The organism is Pseudomonas sp. RC2C2, assembly GCF_018390435.1.
In the GTDB taxonomy this organism is placed as follows: domain Bacteria; phylum Pseudomonadota; class Gammaproteobacteria; order Pseudomonadales; family Pseudomonadaceae; genus Aquipseudomonas; species Aquipseudomonas donghuensis.
On record NZ_JAHBAX010000001.1, the window covers coordinates 895,327 to 914,715 of the forward strand.

The following is a 19,389-nucleotide window of genomic DNA, read 5'->3' on the forward strand; positions in this document are numbered from 1 at the left end:
AGCGTCGATCTGTAGATAAGGCACCCCATAGATGAGCCACCGCCATGAGTGAAGCGCAAAGCGGCAAAACCCCCGGCCTGTCTGCAGACGAAGAGCAGGAAGTCAGCCATAACCAGCCACCCCGCGCGGCGGTATTGCACGAGATCATTCGTTTCCAGGGTGACCAGGAGCTGGAGCGCACCATCGCCGCGCTGTTCTGGTCGGCGCTTGCCGCCGGGCTGAGCATGGGCCTGTCGCTGATGGCCATGGGGCTGTTCTATTCGCGCCTGCCCGAAGACGACAGCAGCCAGGTGATCGCCAGCCTGGGTTACTCGGCCGGATTTCTTGCCGTGATCCTGGCCCGCCAGCAACTGTTTACCGAAAACACCCTGACCGCGGTACTGCCGGTGATGACCGAACCGAGCCTGCGCAACTTCGGTCGCTTGCTACGTTTATGGTCGGTGGTACTGCTCGGCAATCTGGCCGGCACCATCCTGGTGTCCTATGTGATGCTCAACCTGCCGATCTTCGACAGCAAGACCGACGTCGCCTTCCTCGACGTCGGCCACAAGGTGATGGATAACGACCTGAACCAGATGTTTGCCAAAGGCATCATCTCGGGCTGGATGATCGCCACCATGGTCTGGATGATCCCGTCGATGGAAAGCGCCAAGGCGTGGATCATCCTGATGATCACCTACCTGATGGCCCTGGGTGATTTCACCCATATCGTCGTCGGCTCGGTGGAAGTGTCCTACCTGGTCTGGGCCGGCGAAGTCAGCTGGACGGCATTCTGGCTGGATTTCGCCGTGCCGACCCTGATCGGCAACATCATTGGCGGCAGCTTCATTTTCGCCCTGATCAGCCACGCCCAGGTGCGTAGCGACAGCAGCAAGCCGCCCACTGCCCTACCCCGGCGTGACCGGCAAAAAGACCAGTCGGCAGGCAAGAAACCCTAGGGCTCTCGCGCCGCCAGCACCCGTTCGCCGCCCTGACGCAGCTCCCGTTGTGGCTTGGACTGCCACCAGGCCGGACCACTGTGCGGTTGATCGAGGCTGACCCGCTCGCCGATCTGCGGCGTGCTCAGCGATACCTGTGCGGCATTGGCCAACGCCAGGATGCGGTCGAACGGTTCACGCCAACTGTGGGTGGACAGGTCAAACGTACCGTTATGGATCGGCAGCAACCAGCGCCCGCGCAGGTCAAGGTGCGCCTGCAGGCTTTGCTCGGGCTGCATGTGTACATCGGGCCAGTTGACGTTGTAGGCGCCGGTTTCGATCAGGGTCAGGTCGAAGGGGCCGTACTGCTTGCCGATCTCCTTGAAGCCGTCGAAATAGCCGGTATCGCCACTGAAAAACACCTTCAGCTGGTCATCGATCATCACCCAGGATGCCCACAGGGTACTGTTGCTGTCGAACAGGCCGCGCCCGGAAAAATGCTGCGCCGGGGTTGCGACAAACCTTACGCCTTCGACGCTGGTTTCCTGCCACCAATCCAATTGCCGGACCTTGCTCGCCGGCACACCCCAGCCAATCAGAATATCGCCCACCCCCAGAGGCGCAATGAAGTATTCGGCACTGTTGGCCAGTTGACGTATGGCCTGCTCGTCGAGGTGATCGAAGTGGTCGTGGGAGAGAATCACCGCGGTTAACGGCGGTAATTGGTCGAGCTTCAGTGGTGGCGGGTGAAAACGCCGGGGGCCGGCCCATTGCACTGGCGAGGCGCGCTCGGCGAACACCGGGTCGGTGATGAAGAAGCGCTCGCTCAGTTTCAACAGTACCGTGGAATGCCCCAAGCGCCAGACGCTATGATCCGGTGCTTCAAGCAGCTGCTGGCGGCTCAGGGGCTGCACGGCAATGCTGACACTGGGCCGGGTATCGGCGGGCTTTCTCAGGAGCAGGTATTTAAGGCCGATGCGCAGTTTTTTCATCACCCCGTCCTGGGGCAACTGCACCTGGTTGCGATAGCGCCCATCCTGGCGTTGCGCCGGTTCACCGGCCTGGGGAGTCAGCGGGGCCATGAGCAGAAACACTCCAAGGATGAAGATCAGTTTCATGGTACCCCACAGTGATTGCATCAACCGTGAAATGGCTTGTAAGGCCATTTTTCAATAGCCTGCGATTGTTCAACAATATTGACAGCATTTATGCGATAAACGGCGCCCCGGAATAGACCAGCATCCATGATGGAAAAGAAAAGCGGCAAGGGACTTTCATTTGTAAAGCGGATTTACCTGCCGCGCATCATCGGCCTGGGGATCGGCATGCTCAGCGTAATGGCCGGGATTTCAAGCCTGCCTGTGCCCTCATGGGCCTGGACCCTGCTGCTGTTCAACGGCCTGGTCTGGCCGCACCTGGCCTATCAAATCGCCCTGCGCGCCAACGTCCCGTACCACGCCGAGTACCGCAACCTGCAACTGGACTCGCTGATGGGCGGGTTCTGGACCGCCACCCTGCAGTTCAACCCGCTGCCCAGCGTGACTATCCTGGCGATGATGGCCATGAACAACTTCGCTGCAGGCGGCCAGCGTCTGTTCTTCAGGGGCCTGCTGATCCAGGGCCTGGGCATGCTGTTGTCGATCGCCCTGTTCGGCCCCGGGCTACAACTGCACGCAACCACCCTGCAAGTCTATGCGTGCCTGCCGATGCTGACGCTCTACCCCATGGCGGTCGGCTGGGTCTGTTATCGCCTGGCGATGAAGCTGTCTGAACACAAGCGCAGGCTAAGCGCCCTGAGCCGCACCGACAGCCTGACCGGCCTGCTCAATCATGGCTCATGGAAAGACCTGCTGCAGCTCAAGTTCCAGATCTGCCAGCAGCAAGGCCGCGAAGCGGTGATCGCAATCATCGACATCGACCACTTCAAAACCATCAACGATACCTACGGCCATGTCGTCGGCGATTGCGTCCTGCACCAGTTGAGCAATGAGCTCAAGCGCACCCTGCGCGATGATGACCTGGCCGGACGCTACGGGGGCGACGAATTTTGCGTCATTCTTCCGGATACCCGCCTGGAAGACGCCAGGCAGGCCATGGAACGCCTGCGCGAACGGGTCGGCAGCTACCGCAACCCACAGCTACCGGAGCTGCACATCAGCCTGAGTATCGGCCTGGCCAGTTGCAGCGACGCCCTGCCCGACCCGGAAGCCTGGCTCAATGAAGCGGACAAAGCCCTGTATTGCGCCAAGAAAGGTGGCCGTAATCAGGTCAATTTCGCCGATTCGGACCTCACTGCGCTGAAGCTGGCCTATCCTGAGTGAACGTTCGTCCGCGCGGCCAGGCCGCAGGGATGCAGCTCAACAAGGACCAGCCCGAGTATGGACAGGATTGCCGATGCTCTGCCAGCCAGCCAACGCCCCAGCTTGCAAACACGCAAACTCATTGCCGCCATCGCGGCGTTGTTCGCACTTGCCTGTCTGATTGCCTTGGGGGCACTGTTCAATATCGCTGCCACGCTCAACACCAACGAGCGGGAAAAAAGCAGCTTCTACGCCCATAAGGCCCTGGAGCAGCGGCTGGAGTCATCCCGGCAGTTTCTTTCCAGTTACGCGGTATGGAACGCCGCTTATGATCACCTCAATGGCAGCGCCGACCTGCACTGGGCGTATGAAGAGAAAAACGTTGGCGACTCGCTGTACACCGCCAGCGGCTACGAGGGGGTGTTCGTCATCGATGACCAGACGACCAAGTACGCCCTGTTCAAGGGCCAGCTAAGCAAGGCCCCGGCCGATACCTATATAGAAAGCCCACTAGGCCCGATCATCGCCAAGGCGCGCAGCGTCGCTGCCGAACGCCAGCAGATTACCGAACACGTGCTGTTCAACGGCTGGCCCGCAGTACTGGTGGCTGCGGCCATTCGGCCCGATGACGAAGTGCTGGGCATCGACCCGCAAACCACCTCGGTGATGCTCTTCGTTGATCAACTGACGCCGGAAAAACTCACCCGCCTGGGCAGCGGCGTCGGCCTGAGCGGCATGCACATCGAAAAAGCCGACGCGCCGCTGGCGGATCAACCCAGCCTGAAGCTTGGCGATACCGGCTACCGGCTTGACTGGATCACCCCGCGCCCCGGCGAACAATTGCTCTGGGCCGTGCTGCCGCCGTTGCTCGGCGCCATGCTGGTACTGGGTTTGCTGATGGTCTACTTCTTCCGCTACGCCTTGCGCACATCACAGGAAATCGACGCCAACCTGCGCAACCTGCAGGCTACTAACCAGGCGCTGGAAGCCAGCGAGCAGCGCTTTCGCGCAGTGGCCGAGGCCGCATCGGACTGGATCTGGGAAACCGACCGTCATCATCGCCTGAGCTACCTGTCCCAGCGCTTCGTCACCGTGACGGGCTTTCAGAGCGAGGACTGGCTCGGCCAACCGCTCAACCAACTGCTCAGTTGCGAGACCACGCCGCTGATACAGTGGCTCGACAACCAGGCCGATACCGACTCGCAGCAAGTTGCCAACCTGCGCTGCGCCTATCGCGACCAGAGTGGCCAGGTACGGTTTTGCCGGGTTTCAGCCCGCTCGATTGTGTTTGACGGCAAACTGGCCGGCTATCGAGGCACCGCCAGCGACATTACCGATGAAGTCGCTGCCCACGCGCGCATCCAGCACCTGTCGATGCATGATGCGCTGACGGGCCTGGCCAATCGCAACAAGCTCTCGCGTTTTCTCGACCAGGCCTTGCTCAAGGGCCCGGACGCTACACCGCTGACCCTGTTGTTGCTTGACTTGGACAGCTTCAAGCCGATCAACGACTCCCTTGGCCATCCCGCCGGCGACGCCGTGCTGCTGGAAGTCGCTGCCCGCCTGCGCGAATCGACCCGCGACGGCGACCTGGTGGCGCGCCTGGGTGGTGATGAATTCGTGCTGGTAATGAACGGCATGGACAGCCGCAACGAGATCGATCGCTTCTGTGCACGCTTGATCGACAGCCTGCACCAGCCGATCCACTACGAAGAACAGGCCCTGCACATCGGCGCCAGCCTGGGCGTGGCGCAGACGCGCCTGCAGGGCTTCGATGCCGGCGAGCTGATCCGCTGCGCCGATATCGCCCTGTATCAGGCCAAGGCAGAAGGCAAGAACACCTGGCGCTACTTCTCGCCAGAAATGAACAAGCAGATCCAGTACCGCCGCCAACTGGAAAACGACTTGCGCAAGGCACTGAAGAACGGTGAGTTTATCCTTCACTACCAGCCACGCTACCGCCTGGAAACCCTTGAGATCGTGTCGGTCGAGGCGCTGGTGCGCTGGCAGCATCCGGTCGAAGGCCTGCTGGGCCCGGACACCTTTATTCCCCTGGCCGAACAGACCGACCTGATCGTGCCCCTGGGCCGCTGGGTATTGCGCGAAGCCTGCGAGACCGCCCGCCACTGGCCGGAGGGCCTGCTGGTGTCGGTCAACCTGTCGCCCGCACAGTTTTCGCGCAGCGACGTGGTCAAGGATGTTCATGAGATCCTGGTCGCGACCGGATTCCCGGCCCAGCGCCTGGAGCTGGAGATCACCGAAAACGTCATGCTCAACGATATCGAAGGCGCGTTGAGCACCATGAATGCGCTCAAGGAGCTGGGCGTGCGCCTGAACATGGATGATTTCGGCACCGGTTACTCGTCACTGGGCTACCTGCGCACCTACCCATTCGACAGCATCAAGATCGACAAGCGCTTCATCGCTGGGCTCAGCAGCGACGGCAACGACCGCGCCGTGGTTCAGGCGATCATCAACCTGGGCAAGGCCATGGGCCTGACCGTCACCGCCGAAGGGGTGGAAACCGAGCAGCAACTCAAGGCCCTGGGCAAGGAGCAATGCCATGAGGTGCAGGGCTATTACCTGAGCAAGCCGATCGACAAGCTGGCCTTCGAAGCACTGCTGCAAGCCGGTGAGAACAGCCGCGCCGACGTCTCCTAGGCCGCAGGTAAACCAAGCCGGGCGCGTACCAGCTTGAGCAGGTTCGGGCCGACCTCGTCAAAACCTTTGTTCTGCGCAACGATCTGCACGCCTTCGAGCAGCAGCGTCAGTTCGAACGCTGCCTGCTCAGGCTCGGCGATCCCCGACGCTTCACATAAGCGCACCAGACGGGCCGCCTGACGACGCTTGTGCGCCTCGATCAGCTCGCGCGCCGGGCTATCGCACACCGGTAGCTCTGCCAGTGTATTGGTATAGGCGCAACCACGGTGCGAAGAAAGCACCGGCTCCTGTACCAGAAACTCGGCAAAACCGAGGATCTGTCGCGCGGGCTGAGCGCTGAACTGCTCGGCCAAACGCCCCCAGACTTCGTCGTACTCGGCCATCATCAGACGCAACCACTCCAGTACCAACACATCCTTGGACTCGAAGTGCCGGTACACGGTCATCTTGGTGGTTTCGGCCTTCGCGGCAATGGCATCGACAGTGACGCGAGTGATGCCCTCGTTGAAAAACAGCTCGTGGGCAGCATCCAGGACCCGCTCGCGCGGGGGCAGACGGGCGATTCGTTGCGAACGCATGGGCTCACTCCAGTTGACTACGATACTAACAAGTATCACTCTATACTCATGAGTATCTTTCGATACCCATCGGTATTTTATCGTCAATTGTCACGGGAGTGCGCCATGAAGGTGAGTGAATATGTGCAATTCGATGCCATCGGCCTGGCCGAGCTTATTGCTCAAGGACAAGTCAGTGCCGATGAAGTGCTGGCAGTGGCGCAGCAGGCTATCGCCAGCGTGGAGCCAAAGGTCAATGCCCTGGCCGAACACTGGCACGACGAACCGCTGCCCGCCTGCGCCGAAGGACCGTTGTACGGCGTGCCATTTCTGATCAAGGACCTGGCAATCAGCATGCAGGGCCGCGCCCACGAGTTCGGCAGTCGCCTAGCGCAAGGCACCGCCAGCACGGCCGACTCGTTCCTGATGCAGCGTTTTCGCCGCGCCGGACTGCTCACCCTGGGGCGTACCACCACGCCGGAACTGGCCATCAGCACCACCACCGAATCGCGCCTGTGCGGCCCGACCCGCAACCCTTGGGACCTGAACCGCAGCGCCGGTGGCTCCAGCGGTGGCTCGGCGGCCGCGGTGGCCAGCGCCATGGTACCGGTTGCCCATGCCACCGATGGCGGCGGCTCGATCCGGGTACCAGCGGCGGCCTGTGGCTTGTTCGGGCTCAAGCCCGGACGCGGGCTGATTTCCATGGGGCCATTCATGGACGAAGCCTGGAACGGCCTAGCGGTTCAGGGTGTGCTCAGCCGTACGGTGCGCGACAGCGCCCTGCTGCTCGATTGCATGGCCGGGGCGCAAGCGGGCGATCCGTACCCGCTGGCCCCTGCACAAAGCAGTTACCTGAGCGCGCTGAAGCAAGCACCTGGCACCTTGAAAATTGCCGTGCAGTGGCATCCGCTCAATGGCCGGCGCAGCAATCCGCTGATGGTCGAGGCGCTTCAGGGATTGGTCCGAACCCTGGAGAGTCTTGGTCACCACTGCCAGCAGGTAGACCTGGATATCGGTCTGTCGTGGGAGGCTTTCGTCGAGATGAACGCGCGCTTCTGGGGCAGCAACACCGCAGCCTGGCTTGATGCCCTGAGTGCCGAGACTTGCCGCCCGCTCAACGCTCAATGGCTGGAACCGGCAACCCTGGCGCTGCACCGTTATGGCAAAGCACTGTCGGCTACCGAGCTGCTCGCGGCGATGGATCAGCGCAACCTGGTCAGTCGGAAACTGGGCGGGTTCTTCCAACGCTTTGACCTGTTGCTGAGCCCGACCCTGAGCGAGCTGCCGCCGGTCATCGGCGACTACAACGCAGGTCAAGAACAGGTCGATGGGCTGGGCTGGATGCACCGGGTATTCAATCACTCCCCCTTCACTGCCCTGGCGAACATTTGCGGTACGCCATCGATGTCGGTGCCGTTGTACCAGGATGCGGCTAGCGGCTTACCGCTCGGTATGCAGTTTACCGCGGGTGCAGCGGGTGAGCGTCTGCTGCTGAGCCTGGCCGGGCAGTTGGAACAGACGCTGCCCTGGAGCGGGCGGATCCCGCCAGTCTGGGCAGCGTCAGCTTGAAAAGCATCGCCGGCAAGGCCGACTCCCAGTGTAGATCGGCGTGCACCACCCCCTGTGGGAGCGGGCTTGCCAGCGATGCGCCCAGTGCGGTCTCGCCTCAGGCCCGCAACCGCCGCTGTGCGGCAATCTCCGGCAAATCCTTGCGGCGCAGGTAAATTCGCAGCGGCTCGGTAACATTGAGCCGCTCATCGACATTCTGCGCCAGCAGAACCTCGATCAAGGCACGGCTCAAGGTCATGATCTCGCCGTCACCGGCCTGCCAGACAAACTCGCTGCTGGGGGTGATGCTGTCGTCAGCCACGTCCATGCCGAACGAGTCTTCGCTGAAACGCACGATATGCTTGCCAAGCTTGCGGTGAAAACCGACAAAGCCCTTGAGCTGGTCGGCGGCGGCGCAGATGTCCTGGGATGTGATGTGCATGTCAAACCTCACTTGAAAAGGGGATTGGCACGCTGGGCGAAAGGGGTTGCGCTCTGGCGGGCAACTCGAGGTCAAGGTTAATGGAAATTCATCGCATCCGGTAAAGGATTTTTTCACCGAAGCAGCTGTTGCTCGCTAGACTTAACCTACTCAACGCCCTCCAGTAGTCAGCGAACGTGGATGATTCATGAGCACCGCCGTCACTTCAGATATCGCCACGATCAGCCGTATCAATGCAGTACCTGCCATCCTGCAGGTTATCTGCGAGACCACCGGCATGCGCTTCGCGGCGGTCGCCCGGGTTACCGACAGCAGCTGGACGGCTTGCGCCGTGCTCGACTCACTGGGCTTTGGCCTGAAAGTCGGCGGCGAACTGGAGCTGATCACCACCCTGTGCCACGAGATCCGCGCCAGCCACCAGACCATCGTGATCGACAAGGCCAGCGAAGACGAGCAGTACTGCAACCACCACACCCCGCGCATCTACAAGTTCGAGAGCTACATTTCCGTGCCGGTGTTTCGCACCGACGGCAGCTTCTTCGGCACCATCTGCGCCCTTGACCCTCTGCCCGCCGAGCTCAAGGGCAGTGCCATCCAGCCAATGATGGAGTCCTTCGCCCGCCTGTTGTCGATCCAGATCGAAAGCGAAGAGAACGTCCAGCAAACCGAACAGGCCCTGGAAGAAGAGCGCGCCATCGCCGAACTGCGTGAACAGTTCATCGCCGTGCTCGGCCACGACCTGCGCAATCCACTGTTCGCCATTACCGCAGGCGCCGAACTGCTCAGCCAGCGCCTGCAGGATGAAAAAAGCCGCGCCATCGCCCAGCACATCCTGACCTGCGGACGACGCGCCAACCAGTTGGTGCGCGATGTCCTGGATTTTGCCCGCGGGCGCTTGGGCAACGGCATCATGATCAACGTCCAGCCCTGCCCGGACCTGGCCGAAGCCCTCAGCCACGTGGCTTCGGAGCTGCAACGGGTGCACCCGGAGCGCTTGATACACCTGAACATCGGCAACCTCGGCAACATGCACTGCGACCGCGAGCGGGTCACCCAGTTGCTGTCCAACCTGATTGCCAATGCCCTGACCCATGGCGCTGCCGACAGCCCCGTGAATGTCATGGCGGACATCCGCGATCGGGTGTTCGTCCTCGGTGTGCACAATCAGGGCGAACCGATTGCCCCGCAGGTGATGGCGCAACTGTTCCAGCCCTTTTCACGACCACGTGACGATGCACCGCAACCCGGTCTTGGCCTGGGCCTGTACATTGCCAACCAGATTGCCCTGGCCCACGGCGGGTGCATGGAAGTGGTGTCGAGCGCCGAAGCCGGAACGCTGTTTACCTTCCGCCTGCCACTGGATCGAGTTGAGCCTGAAGCAGTTGCGCCAGCCACTCCATAAAAACCCGCACCCGTTGTGGCAGGTGCAATTGCCCGGCGTAGAGCAATGACACCGGCATCGGTGGCGCATTGAATGCCTGCAGTACCGGCACCAGTTCGCCGCGATCCAGGAATTCGCGCAGCCCGGCAGCCGGCGCCTGAATCAGGCCAAGCCCGGCCAGGCAGACACTTTCATAGGCTTCGGTGCTGTTGACCGTAATGCCCCCGGGCATGGCCTGGTACAGCGTCGCGCCGTCCTGTTCATACTCAAAGCCCGGGCTGCGCGCCCCCAGATGCTGCACATAGTGAATCAACCGATGGTTGGATAAATCCGCAAGGCTGGTCGGTGTACCAAAACGAGCCAGGTACGCGGGGCTGGCGCAATTGAGCATGCGCAGGCTGCCCAGGGGCCGGGCGACCAGGTTCAGGTCACTCAGCGTGCCGATGCGTAGCACACAATCAAAACCTTCACGTAGCAGGTCGACCTGACGATCGGTGCAGCTGATCTCCAGCGTCAGGCCAGGGTGGCGGTCCATGAACTGCGGCAAGTTCGGCAGAATGATGCGCCGCGCCACCAAGGTCGGAAAATCGATGCGCAAACGGCCACTGAGCGTTGCCGCATCGGTGCGAAACAGCCCTTCGAGCTCATCCATTCGCGCCAACAGGTCTTTGCTACGCTCGTACAGTTGCAGGCCATCCTGGGTGGCCTGCACCCGCCGCGTGGTGCGATTGAACAGGCGCGCGCCGAGCAGCGCTTCCAGGGCCTGAACCTGTTCGGAAACAGACGAACGCGGTAGCCCCAGGCTCTCGGCGGCGTGGGTGAAACTCGACAATTCGCTGACCCGTACAAAGGTGCGCAGCAGTTCCAGCTTGTTCATGGATGAACGCTCAACTGTTCGGACTACCCGATCAGTATTTCCGATTTCCATGGATTTATCAGCCAGTAACCGACCAATAAACTCCTCCCAACTTCAGCCACCGGCTCGACCACGAGGACCACACCATGACCCGCAAACTCGCACTGATCACCGGCGCCAGCCGCGGCCTGGGCAAGAATACCGCCCTGCACCTGGCCGCCCAGGGCATCGACATCATCGGTACCTACAACAGCAAGGCTGATGAGGCCCAGGCATTGGTTAAAACCCTCGAGGCCAGCGGCGTGCGTGCGGCCATGTTGCAACTGGACGTGGGTAACAGCGCCAGTTTCGAGGCTTTTGCCCAGCAGTTGAGCGAAACCCTGCACAAGGTATTCGGCCGCCAGCACTTGGACTTTCTGGTGAACAACGCCGGCATCGGTATCAACGCGCCGTTCAGTGAAACCAGCGAAGCGCAGTTCGAGCAGCTGTTCAATATCCAGCTCAAGGGCCCGTTTTTCCTGACCCAGCGCCTGCTGCCGCTGATTGCCGACCAGGGCCGGATCGTCAACATCTCCACCGGCCTGACCCGCTTTGCCCTGCCCGGCTATGCCGCTTATGCCGCGATGAAAGGCGCCATGGAAGTGCTGACCCGCTATCAGGCCAAGGAACTCGGCGCCCGCGGCATTCGCGTCAACATACTTGCGCCGGGCGCGATCGAAACCGACTTCGGCGGTGGCGTGGTGCGCGATAACAATGAGGTCAATGACTTCATCGCCGGCAACACCGCCCTGGGGCGAGTCGGCCTGCCGGACGATATCGGCGCCGCAGTTGCCCTGTTGCTGGGCGATGGCGGCGGCTGGATTACCGGTCAGCGCCTGGAAGTGTCGGGCGGGATGTTCCTGTAAGCGCTCAATGCTGCACTTGGTCCTCGCGCACCTGCACGCTGGCGGTCATGCCGGCGCTCAGGTTGACCCCATCCGGCACCTGATCGAGCTTGATCCGCACCGGAATGCGCTGGGCCAGGCGCACCCAGTTGAACGTCGGTTCAACTTCGGCGAGCAACTGGCTGTCAGGGTTGGCGTTGCGGTCGGTAATGCCGCGGCTGATGCTTTCGACATGCCCTTGCATCGGCTCGCCAGCGCTCATCAGCCAGACCTTGACCGGGTCGCCGACATGAATGCGCGGCAGCTTGGTCTCTTCAAAATAGGCTTGTACGTAAAAGGTCGAGTCATCCACCAAGGCCATCACCGATTGCCCGGCATTGACGTAGTTGCCTTCGGCCAGGCGCAGGTTGGTGATGTGCCCGCTGCGCGGCGCCTTGACCTGGCTGCGCGCCAGGTTGATGGCCGCGACCTTGACCTCGGCTTGCGCCTCGCGCAGTTCGCCACGGGCAACGGCAGCATTGATCTGGGCGTTCTCGCGCAGTTCGGCGCTGATCGCCTGGGGCCCCAGGGCGGCACGGCGCGACGCTTCGTGTTCACGCAGACGCAGTTGCTGCTGGCGGGTTTCGGCCACGGCGTTGGCCTTGTCCAGGGCGGCTTCGAAGCGGTCGCGATCGATCGACATGAGCCGCTCGCCAGCTTTGACCTGCTGGTTGTCATGCACTTTCAGCTCACGCACCCAGCCGGACACGTCCGGGGCGATGATCACCACGTCGGCACGAATCTTCGCATCACGGGTCCAGGGCGTGAGCATGTAGTACTGCCAGAGCTTCCAGCCGGCAAATATGGCCACCGCCACCAGGCACAGGGTTACTGCGATACGTACAGCAGCACGCATGGTCACACTCCTTATAACGGCCCCAGCACGTGGGTCACCAAGGTCAGAATACAAACGAACAGCGCGCAGTCGAACAACGCCTCATGCCAGACCCAACGCCCCAACGGCGTGTAACGCAACAGCAGGCGCACCACGCCGGTCAGCAGCAAGGCCAACAACACATAAACCAGAAACGGGCTGAGCAGCACACCGCCCAGCGCCCATTCACGCAAGCCCATGGATTTCCTCCTGCCGACGGCACCACTTGCCCCAGCTCTTCTGCAATTGCAGCACGGCGCCAATGGCCAGGCGCAGCGGGTCACTGCCTGGAACATGTTGCAGCGCCTCGATGAACTGCTCGCTAGCCGCGTCCAGGCGCTGGCCGCGCCCCGGGGCCGGGCCGCTGGCCAATACCGCTTCAAGTTGCTGCAGGTACTGGCGCTCGGCCGTGACCACCGGCGCTTGGGCAACCGCCAGGCACATGCGCAGGTGCAGCAGTTCGTCACCGATATCCAGGCCGTGCAGGCCATCATCCCAGCGCCCGCGCTCATGTTCGGGCAAGGCACTGTAATGCCGGGCCAGTTGCAGCAAGCGATCGGCCATGCGCCCGCCGAACCAGCTGTCGGCGCCCCGCAGCTCACGGCGGGTCAGGCGCACCAGGTCGCTCTGAGTGGCGGCGCGCAGGCGCTTGCCATGCCAGGCCGGGTTGCGCAGCACCAGCAACTTGAACGCCAGCACCGCGGCGCCGACGCCCATCAGCATGGCCTGGGCGCTATTGAAGAAGTTGGCGACATCGAAGCTCATGACATTCAGCGGCGCTACCAGCACGATAAAATGCAGGCAATAAGAAGTCGCGGTGGCACCGATCTTCGGGTTGGCCATGCCCAAGGCGCCAAAGAACAGCGGCACGCCCATGGCCAGGCAGAGCATGGCAAAACTGCTGAGCTCCGGCAGCAAGATTTGCCCAACCACAAACGCCACCGGTATCGCCAGCAGGATCCCGCGCAAAAAGCTCATGCCGATCTGCGCGCCGTTCTCGCGGCTGGCGAATAAGCTACAGACCACGCAGGTCAGCACCAACCCACCGGGAGCCGCCTGCCAGGCAGTGGCCAGCCAGAAGCTGGCCATGGCCAAAAATGCCAAGGCGCTGCGCGAGCCGAACAGCAGGGCCAGCGACACATCGCGATGGGCAGCCAGGCTGTCGGGCACATCGGCGGCCGGTTTGCCCTCCTCCACCCCGCGCAAGGCCTGGGTCGCGGCCATGGCGTTATCCAGCAGCAAGGTCAGGCGCGCCAGGCAGTAGTGTTCGGCCGAGCTGATGCGCTCATCGTGGGCTGCATCCCAAACGCGCTGGCGCAGCAGCAACAGGCTGGCCTGATCGGGATGGGCCAACAGCGCCTGGACCTCCTCAAGCCAAGGGGCCATGTGCTGCGCCTGCTGCTCATCGAGTTGCCGCCATTGCCGACGCACCGAGCGGGAAATACGCAACAGCACCAGCAGCTTCTGGCTCAGCCCGCGAATCGCCCGAGCGCGCTGGCGACCGAGGCTGCCTTCAAACCAGGCATGCTCGCGCTGGGAGTCAACGGCGACGATGCGCCCAAGAATCTCCAGCAGCCCCTTGCGCCCCTGTTCTTCGCCACTCAAGGCGGCACTGGCGGCCTGTAGCCCGCTTTGCCAGGCCTGGCGCGCCTGCCCGCTCAATTGTTGCTCGACACGCATGGGCCAGAGCAAGGCGCTGGTGGCCGTCGCGCAGACAATCCCCAGACAGATTTCGGTACAACGCGCCACCGCCTGGTCGAACACCAGCAGCGGATGGTTGATTGCCGGCAAGGCAATGATCGCCACCGTGTAACCGGCAAGCACGAACGAATAGGCCCAGGCACTGCGCAGCAAGGTCGAACAGGCGGTACACAGCGCCAGCCACAAGGCCAGGGCCAGCAAAAACAACCATGGGGTCTGGGCGAAGGCGCCGATGAACAACACCGACATGACGGTCCCGACCAGCGTGCCCAGCAGCCGCGCCAGGCCCTTCTGCACCACCATGCCCGACAATGGCTGGGCAACGATGAATGCCGTCATCAATGCCCAGGACGGCTGCTCAAGCCCCCAGCGCAGCGCCAGCCACAAGGCCAAGCCACCGCCAAGCAGCGTCTTGAGGGCAAATTGCACAGCGGATGTGTTTGGCGCCAGCAGGGCCTGCAACGTGATGGGCACGGGACGCACCTTGAACGACGGTGTTGTAAAGATAGTCAGGATGAAGCGAGAAGTTCAGGGCTCAATTATTAGCTAGCTAACTATTAATAGTCCAGTGCTTGATTAAAGGTTTTTTCACAGGCAAAAAAAAGGGGCGACCGAAGTCGCCCTAAATGCCTTGCGTGCCCGTGACTGGAAAGGATCAGCGCTCTTTGCGCTTGTTCGAATCTTTCCAGATGAAAATTCCGAATCCGACGAAGAACATCAGCATCAGACCGACTGTAATCACTCCAGCGATAACCACATTATCGAAGAACATGTCGGCCTCCATTTGCCTGCACCTGTCCGATGGGCTTAAGGTAACGAATGGCTCGGGGAAGGAAATTGACCGAGGTCAATAGCGCCCGGAAGCGGGCGCGCAAGGCGGGTACAGGCTTGACCTGCATCAAGTTTTCAACGCTTCTTGGGTTTGCCCTTGGGCTTCTTCTTCGCCTTGCCCAGCGGCATGGCCTGCTCGAACGCCTGGCGAACTTCGTTCAGGCGCTTTTCATTGAGGTCGTGGACCCGGCGTGCACGTTCGGCACCGAGGTCGATCAGGTTGTCGTCTTGGCTCATGGTGGGCTCGGAAAGCTGACTGCAGTGCTGCAATGATGAAGGCTGCGGCCGGCGCTGACCAGTAGCGCTTGTATCCTCAGACTTCGATGTCCACCAGCAGCCCCTGGCGTGGCTGCTCGCCTATCAACGGCGCCACCGGTACGGTGTTGTCGGCGTTGACTTCATCGCCAGGCAGCGGTTGGTACAGTTCTTCATCCTGGCTCGACTGGCGCCTGCGGTGCTGACGGCGCTGCTCCTCACGCAAGAGGATCGCCGCCTGCTCCGGGTCACGCTGCTTGAGGTCGATTGTACTGTCGCTGGAAGTAGGCTGGGCCGGGACCACGGGCTTGATATCTGGCGTCGGCTTTACCGGGTCCAGTTGCTGGGTCACGGGTGCAGCGCTGAGCGGGATGAGGGGCGGCAGCATGGGATGATCTCCTGTCGCCAGTGTGTCGGCTGGTGGCCATGGGCCTTGAGCCAGTGCCGGTAAAATGTGCGGGCCGCTTCACAATTGCCGGCTACTGATCGTCCGCCTCGTCCGCCGGGGTGGGTTGGCTTTCGCTCCACGGGCGCTTGAGCACCTTGTTCCAGACCTCGTTGAGGTGATCGCGCAACACTTGCGGCGCGCTCTTGAGCGACGGGCTGTCTTCACGCTCACCGCCAAAAGGCTCCTCGCCCTCGATGGCGATCAGCGACTGGCCATTGATAGCATAGCTGGCCTGGCCTTCCCGCAGCTCGACATGCAGTTCAAGGGGATCGACACCGCCGCCGCAAAAGGCGTGGCTGGCAACCGTCAGTTCGGCCAGGCCGTCGTTGTTGAGATCGCTGACGCCGCTGACATCGGTATAAAAGCCGACATCCAGGTCGAGCCCGGCGCAAGTAGTGTCGTTTTCGATTTTCCAACGCGGCTTGAAGCTGTCATCGTCCTGGCGACCGTAGAGCGTGGCGCTGAGCTGCACCCGGTCAACGTCCTGATCGGTTTCTTCGTCACGGACCTGGTCATCGTTGCGGCTGAGCACCAGCAGGCCTTCACCTTCGCGGTCGCGGTAATGCACGCTCTGAACGGGCGATTGCACACCCAGCGCCTCGAGCTGCCCGGGGGGAATCGGCGCCAGTATTTCGAAAGCTTTCTTGTCACAGGCCCCCAGCAGTAGCAGTCCCGCCACGGCCAGCGTTCGGATGAACCACGGGTTGGAGATCGGCATGGCTGTATCGGGCCCTCAATGGCGACAGCGGTTTTCGTCGATGAAGTTGCTAGACTCTTTGGTCTGCACAGAGCTATCCGTTAAGATAGTCGGCTTTTTCATGGCGGGAGTCAGGCAGTATGGCGCAGCAGTATCAACCGGGGCAACGCTGGATCAGCGACAGCGAAGCCGAGCTAGGTCTGGGGACCGTTCTGGCACAGGACGGCCGCTTGTTGACCGTGCTCTACCCGGCCACTGGCGACACCCGCCAGTACTCCCTGCGCAATGCGCCCCTGACTCGGGTGCGCTTCTCGCCTGGCGATCAGATTACCCATTTCGAGGGCTGGAAGCTGACCGTGCGCGAGGTCGAGGACGTCGATGGCCTGTTGGTCTATCACGGCCTCGATGCCCAGAATCAGGCTCGCACCCTGCCGGAAACCCAGCTGTCGAACTTCATCCAGTTCCGCCTGGCCAGCGACCGCCTGTTTGCCGGGCAGATCGACCCGCTGCCGTGGTTCTCGCTGCGCTACAACACCCTGGAGCACACCAGCCGTCAGCTGCAGTCGTCGCTCTGGGGCTTGGGTGGCACCCGCGCACAACCGATTGCCCACCAGTTGCACATCGCCCGGGAAGTGGCCGACCGTATCGCTCCGCGGGTACTGCTGGCCGACGAAGTGGGCCTGGGCAAGACCATCGAAGCGGGCCTGGTGATCCATCGCCAGCTGCTGTCGGGCCGCGCCAGCCGCGTGCTGATCCTGGTCCCGGAGAACCTGCAGCACCAGTGGCTGGTGGAAATGCGCCGGCGCTTCAACCTTGAGGTTGCGCTGTTCGATGCCGAGCGCTTTATCGAAAGCGACGCCAGCAACCCCTTCGAGGATGCCCAGCTGGCGCTGGTCGCCCTGGAGTGGCTGACAGAAGAGGAGAAGGCGCAGGACGCGCTGTTTGCCGCCGGCTGGGACCTGCTGGTGGTCGACGAGGCGCACCACCTGGTCTGGCATGAAGACCAGGTCAGCCCCGAGTACGCCCTGGTCGAGCAACTGGCCGAGGTCATCCCCGGCGTCCTGCTGCTGACCGCAACTCCGGAGCAACTGGGCCAGGACAGCCACTTCGCCCGCCTGCGCCTGCTTGACCCGAACCGTTTCCACGACCTGGCCGCCTTCCGCGCCGAAAGCGAACACTATCGCCCGGTAGCCGAAGCGGTACAGGAACTGCTCGACGAAGGCCGCCTGTCGCCCCAGGCCCACGCCACCATCGAAGGTTTCCTCGGTGCCGAAGGCGAAGCCCTGCTGGCCGCGGTCAACGATGGCGACACCCAGGCCAGCGCCCGCCTGATCCGCGAGCTGCTCGACCGCCACGGCACCGGCCGCGTGCTGTTTCGCAACACTCGCGCCGCCGTCCAGGGTTTCCCTGAGCGCAACCTGCACCCCTACCCGCTGCCCAACCCCGACCAGTACATGGAGCTGCCGCTGGGCGAACACGCCGAGCTGTACCCGGAAGTGGCCTTCCAGTCCCAGGGCGAAGGCAGCGAAGAAGAGCGCTGGTGGCGCTTCGACCCCCGGGTCGACTGGCTGATCGACACCCTGAAGATGCTCAAGCGGGTCAAGGTCCTGGTGATCTGCGCCCACGCCGAAACCGCCATGGACCTGGAAGACGCCCTGCGCGTGCGTTCCGGTATTCCCGCGACGGTGTTCCATGAAGGCATGAGCATTCTTGAGCGTGACCGCGCCGCCGCCTACTTCGCCGACGAAGAATTCGGCGCCCAGGTGCTGATCTGCTCGGAGATCGGCAGTGAAGGCCGCAACTTCCAGTTCGCCCATCACCTGGTGCTGTTCGACCTGCCCGCCCACCCGGACCTGCTCGAGCAGCGTATCGGCCGTCTGGACCGGATCGGCCAGAAGCACACTATCGAACTGCACGTGCCGCACCTGCAGAACAGCCCGCAAGAGCGGCTGTTCCAGTGGTACCACCAGGCCCTGAACGCCTTCCTCAACACCTGCCCAACCGGCAACGCCCTGCAGCATCAGTTCGGCCCGCGCCTGCTGCCGCTGCTCGAAAGCGGTGACGATGACGAATGGCAAGCGCTGGTGGACGAAGCCCGCGCCGAGCGCGAGCGCCTCGAAGCCGAGCTGCACAGCGGCCGCGACCGTCTGCTCGAACTCAACTCCGGTGGCGCCGGTGAAGGCCAGGAGCTGGTCGAGGCGATCCTCGAACAGGACGACCAGTTCGCCCTGCCGATCTACATGGAAACCCTGTTCGACGCCTTCGGCATCGACAGCGAAGACCACTCGGAAAACGCCCTGATCCTCAAGCCGAGCGAAAAAATGCTCGACGCCAGCTTCCCGCTGGGCGACGACGAAGGCGTGACCATCACTTACGACCGCAACCAGGCGCTGTCACGCGAAGACATGCAGTTCATCACCTGGGAGCATCCGATGGTCCAGGGCGGCATGGACCTGGTACTGTCCGGCTCGATGGGCAACACCTCGGTGGCGCTGATCAAGAACAAGGCGCTCAAGCCCGGCACCGTGCTGCTGGAACTGCTGTACGTGAGTGAAGTGGTGGCCCCGCGCGCCCTGCAACTGGGCCGTTACCTGCCACCGGCCGCCCTGCGCTGCCTGCTCGACACCAATGGCAACGACCTGGCTTCGCGGGTGTCCTTCGAAACCCTCAACGACCAGCTCGAAAGCGTGCCCAAGGCCAGCGCCAACAAGTTCATCCAGGCCCAGCGCGACGTGCTGGCGCCGCGGATCAACAGCGGCGAAGCCAAGATCATGCCGCGCCATGCCGAGCGTGTTGCCCAAGCGCAGCAGCGCCTGGCGGCGGAAACCGACGAAGAGCTGGCGCGCCTGACTGCGCTGCAAGCGGTCAACCCGACCGTACGCGACAGCGAAATCGAAGCCCTGCGCAAGCAGCGTGAACAAGGCCTGGCAATGCTGGAGAAAGCGGCGCTGCGCCTGGAAGCAATTCGGGTGTTGGTCGCCGGATAAACCGCGCCGTT

General features: G+C 62.4%; 18 protein-coding genes. 7 read left to right on the forward strand and 11 right to left on the reverse strand.

All coding sequences use genetic code 11. From position 1 onward, the window contains the following. Window positions 1–44 precede the first annotated feature (44 nt). On the forward strand, window positions 45–938 hold the full coding sequence (locus KHO53_RS04155; protein WP_100782854.1) for a formate/nitrite transporter family protein: 894 nt from the start codon (window positions 45–47) through the stop codon (window positions 936–938). On the opposite strand, the gene KHO53_RS04160 is transcribed toward KHO53_RS04155, so the two are convergent. Next, window positions 935–2,035 carry an MBL fold metallo-hydrolase gene (locus tag KHO53_RS04160; protein WP_159389058.1) on the reverse strand — a complete coding sequence of 367 codons (1,101 nt, stop codon included), beginning with the start codon at window positions 2,033–2,035 and terminating at the stop codon, window positions 935–937. The two genes, KHO53_RS04155 and KHO53_RS04160, sit on opposite strands and share 4 nt — an antisense overlap. 129 nt (window positions 2,036–2,164) lie before the next feature. Here KHO53_RS04160 and KHO53_RS04165 point away from each other — a divergent pair, with 129 nt between their 5' ends. Continuing rightward, entirely contained in the window at window positions 2,165–3,238 is a 1,074-nt protein-coding gene (locus KHO53_RS04165; RefSeq protein WP_026001161.1) for a diguanylate cyclase, read from the forward strand. A gap of 57 nt (window positions 3,239–3,295) precedes the next feature. Further along, complete coding sequence (locus tag KHO53_RS04170; protein WP_213570019.1) at window positions 3,296–5,878, forward strand: bifunctional diguanylate cyclase/phosphodiesterase; 2,583 nt, start codon at window positions 3,296–3,298, stop codon at window positions 5,876–5,878. Here KHO53_RS04170 and KHO53_RS04175 read toward each other — a convergent pair. Next, window positions 5,875–6,456 (reverse strand): TetR/AcrR family transcriptional regulator, encoded by a 582-nt coding sequence (locus tag KHO53_RS04175; protein WP_010220522.1) that lies wholly within the window; start codon window positions 6,454–6,456, stop codon window positions 5,875–5,877. The genes KHO53_RS04170 and KHO53_RS04175 overlap by 4 nt on opposite strands. Before the next feature lie 105 nt (window positions 6,457–6,561). Here KHO53_RS04175 and KHO53_RS04180 point away from each other — a divergent pair, with 105 nt between their 5' ends. Continuing rightward, a complete protein-coding gene (locus KHO53_RS04180; protein WP_213570020.1) occupies window positions 6,562–8,004 on the forward strand; it encodes an amidase in 1,443 nt (480 codons plus the stop codon). A gap of 97 nt (window positions 8,005–8,101) precedes the next feature. Here KHO53_RS04180 and KHO53_RS04185 read toward each other — a convergent pair whose 3' ends face one another. Continuing rightward, entirely contained in the window at window positions 8,102–8,425 is a 324-nt protein-coding gene (locus tag KHO53_RS04185) for a DUF2025 family protein (protein ID WP_010221109.1), read from the reverse strand. Window positions 8,426–8,612: 187 nt separating this feature from the next. Here KHO53_RS04185 and KHO53_RS04190 point away from each other — a divergent pair, with 187 nt between their 5' ends. Continuing rightward, complete coding sequence (locus KHO53_RS04190) at window positions 8,613–9,827, forward strand: GAF domain-containing sensor histidine kinase (protein ID WP_010221108.1); 1,215 nt, start codon at window positions 8,613–8,615, stop codon at window positions 9,825–9,827. Here the strand turns inward: KHO53_RS04190 and KHO53_RS04195 are convergent. Further along, window positions 9,766–10,683: a LysR family transcriptional regulator gene (locus KHO53_RS04195; protein ID WP_010221107.1), complete on the reverse strand. Its 918-nt coding sequence runs from the start codon at window positions 10,681–10,683 to the stop codon at window positions 9,766–9,768. The two genes, KHO53_RS04190 and KHO53_RS04195, sit on opposite strands and share 62 nt — an antisense overlap. Before the next feature lie 125 nt (window positions 10,684–10,808). On the opposite strand from KHO53_RS04195, the gene KHO53_RS04200 reads away from it, so the two are divergent. Further along, the gene (locus KHO53_RS04200; protein WP_010221106.1) at window positions 10,809–11,567 is read left to right on the forward strand and encodes an SDR family NAD(P)-dependent oxidoreductase; all 759 of its coding nucleotides are present in this window, start codon (window positions 10,809–10,811) and stop codon (window positions 11,565–11,567) included. Between the two features lie 4 nt (window positions 11,568–11,571). Here KHO53_RS04200 and KHO53_RS04205 read toward each other — a convergent pair whose 3' ends face one another. The 7 genes from KHO53_RS04205 to KHO53_RS04230 all read right to left on the reverse strand — a co-directional run bounded on the left by KHO53_RS04205 (window position 11,572) and on the right by KHO53_RS04230 (window position 16,412). Beyond that, entirely contained in the window at window positions 11,572–12,441 is an 870-nt protein-coding gene (locus KHO53_RS04205; RefSeq protein WP_213570021.1) for an efflux RND transporter periplasmic adaptor subunit, read from the reverse strand. An 11-nt stretch (window positions 12,442–12,452) separates the two neighbouring features. Then, window positions 12,453–12,659, reverse strand: a complete 207-nt coding sequence (locus KHO53_RS04210) for a DUF1656 domain-containing protein (protein ID WP_010221104.1) — start codon at window positions 12,657–12,659, stop codon at window positions 12,453–12,455. Next, window positions 12,646–14,634 carry an FUSC family protein gene (locus KHO53_RS04215; RefSeq protein ID WP_100782850.1) on the reverse strand — a complete coding sequence of 663 codons (1,989 nt, stop codon included), beginning with the start codon at window positions 14,632–14,634 and terminating at the stop codon, window positions 12,646–12,648. Before KHO53_RS04215 ends, KHO53_RS04210 begins: the two co-directional genes overlap by 14 nt. Before the next feature lie 181 nt (window positions 14,635–14,815). Beyond that, entirely contained in the window at window positions 14,816–14,932 is a 117-nt protein-coding gene (ccoM, locus tag KHO53_RS25770; protein ID WP_010221102.1) for a cytochrome c oxidase subunit CcoM, read from the reverse strand. A 134-nt stretch (window positions 14,933–15,066) separates the two neighbouring features. Next, the gene (locus KHO53_RS04220) at window positions 15,067–15,228 is read right to left on the reverse strand and encodes a hypothetical protein (RefSeq protein ID WP_010221101.1); all 162 of its coding nucleotides are present in this window, start codon (window positions 15,226–15,228) and stop codon (window positions 15,067–15,069) included. Between the two features lie 76 nt (window positions 15,229–15,304). Then, window positions 15,305–15,634, reverse strand: coding sequence for a hypothetical protein (locus tag KHO53_RS04225; protein WP_010221100.1), 330 nt, complete (start codon window positions 15,632–15,634; stop codon window positions 15,305–15,307). Window positions 15,635–15,725: 91 nt separating this feature from the next. Continuing rightward, the gene (locus KHO53_RS04230; protein ID WP_036996625.1) at window positions 15,726–16,412 is read right to left on the reverse strand and encodes a M949_RS01915 family surface polysaccharide biosynthesis protein; all 687 of its coding nucleotides are present in this window, start codon (window positions 16,410–16,412) and stop codon (window positions 15,726–15,728) included. Between the two features lie 119 nt (window positions 16,413–16,531). On the opposite strand from KHO53_RS04230, the gene rapA reads away from it, so the two are divergent. Further along, a complete protein-coding gene (rapA, locus tag KHO53_RS04235) occupies window positions 16,532–19,378 on the forward strand; it encodes an RNA polymerase-associated protein RapA (protein ID WP_213570022.1) in 2,847 nt (948 codons plus the stop codon). Window positions 19,379–19,389 lie beyond the last annotated feature (11 nt).

What these genes read in the sequence shown, in the direction of transcription:
- KHO53_RS04155 (WP_100782854.1), top strand. Translation starts at nt 45, where the DNA reads ATGAGTGAAGCGCAAAGCGGCAAAACCCCCGGCCTGTCTGCAGACGAA.
- KHO53_RS04160 (WP_159389058.1), bottom strand. Translation starts at nt 2,035, where the DNA reads ATGAAACTGATCTTCATCCTTGGAGTGTTTCTGCTCATGGCCCCGCTG.
- KHO53_RS04165 (WP_026001161.1), top strand. Translation starts at nt 2,165, where the DNA reads ATGGAAAAGAAAAGCGGCAAGGGACTTTCATTTGTAAAGCGGATTTAC.
- KHO53_RS04170 (WP_213570019.1), top strand. Translation starts at nt 3,296, where the DNA reads ATGGACAGGATTGCCGATGCTCTGCCAGCCAGCCAACGCCCCAGCTTG.
- KHO53_RS04175 (WP_010220522.1), bottom strand. Translation starts at nt 6,456, where the DNA reads ATGCGTTCGCAACGAATCGCCCGTCTGCCCCCGCGCGAGCGGGTCCTG.
- KHO53_RS04180 (WP_213570020.1), top strand. Translation starts at nt 6,562, where the DNA reads ATGAAGGTGAGTGAATATGTGCAATTCGATGCCATCGGCCTGGCCGAG.
- KHO53_RS04185 (WP_010221109.1), bottom strand. Translation starts at nt 8,425, where the DNA reads ATGCACATCACATCCCAGGACATCTGCGCCGCCGCCGACCAGCTCAAG.
- KHO53_RS04190 (WP_010221108.1), top strand. Translation starts at nt 8,613, where the DNA reads ATGAGCACCGCCGTCACTTCAGATATCGCCACGATCAGCCGTATCAAT.
- KHO53_RS04195 (WP_010221107.1), bottom strand. Translation starts at nt 10,683, where the DNA reads ATGAACAAGCTGGAACTGCTGCGCACCTTTGTACGGGTCAGCGAATTG.
- KHO53_RS04200 (WP_010221106.1), top strand. Translation starts at nt 10,809, where the DNA reads ATGACCCGCAAACTCGCACTGATCACCGGCGCCAGCCGCGGCCTGGGC.
- KHO53_RS04205 (WP_213570021.1), bottom strand. Translation starts at nt 12,441, where the DNA reads ATGCGTGCTGCTGTACGTATCGCAGTAACCCTGTGCCTGGTGGCGGTG.
- KHO53_RS04210 (WP_010221104.1), bottom strand. Translation starts at nt 12,659, where the DNA reads ATGGGCTTGCGTGAATGGGCGCTGGGCGGTGTGCTGCTCAGCCCGTTT.
- ccoM (WP_010221102.1), bottom strand. Translation starts at nt 14,932, where the DNA reads ATGTTCTTCGATAATGTGGTTATCGCTGGAGTGATTACAGTCGGTCTG.
- KHO53_RS04220 (WP_010221101.1), bottom strand. Translation starts at nt 15,228, where the DNA reads ATGAGCCAAGACGACAACCTGATCGACCTCGGTGCCGAACGTGCACGC.
- KHO53_RS04225 (WP_010221100.1), bottom strand. Translation starts at nt 15,634, where the DNA reads ATGCTGCCGCCCCTCATCCCGCTCAGCGCTGCACCCGTGACCCAGCAA.
- KHO53_RS04230 (WP_036996625.1), bottom strand. Translation starts at nt 16,412, where the DNA reads ATGCCGATCTCCAACCCGTGGTTCATCCGAACGCTGGCCGTGGCGGGA.
- rapA (WP_213570022.1), top strand. Translation starts at nt 16,532, where the DNA reads ATGGCGCAGCAGTATCAACCGGGGCAACGCTGGATCAGCGACAGCGAA.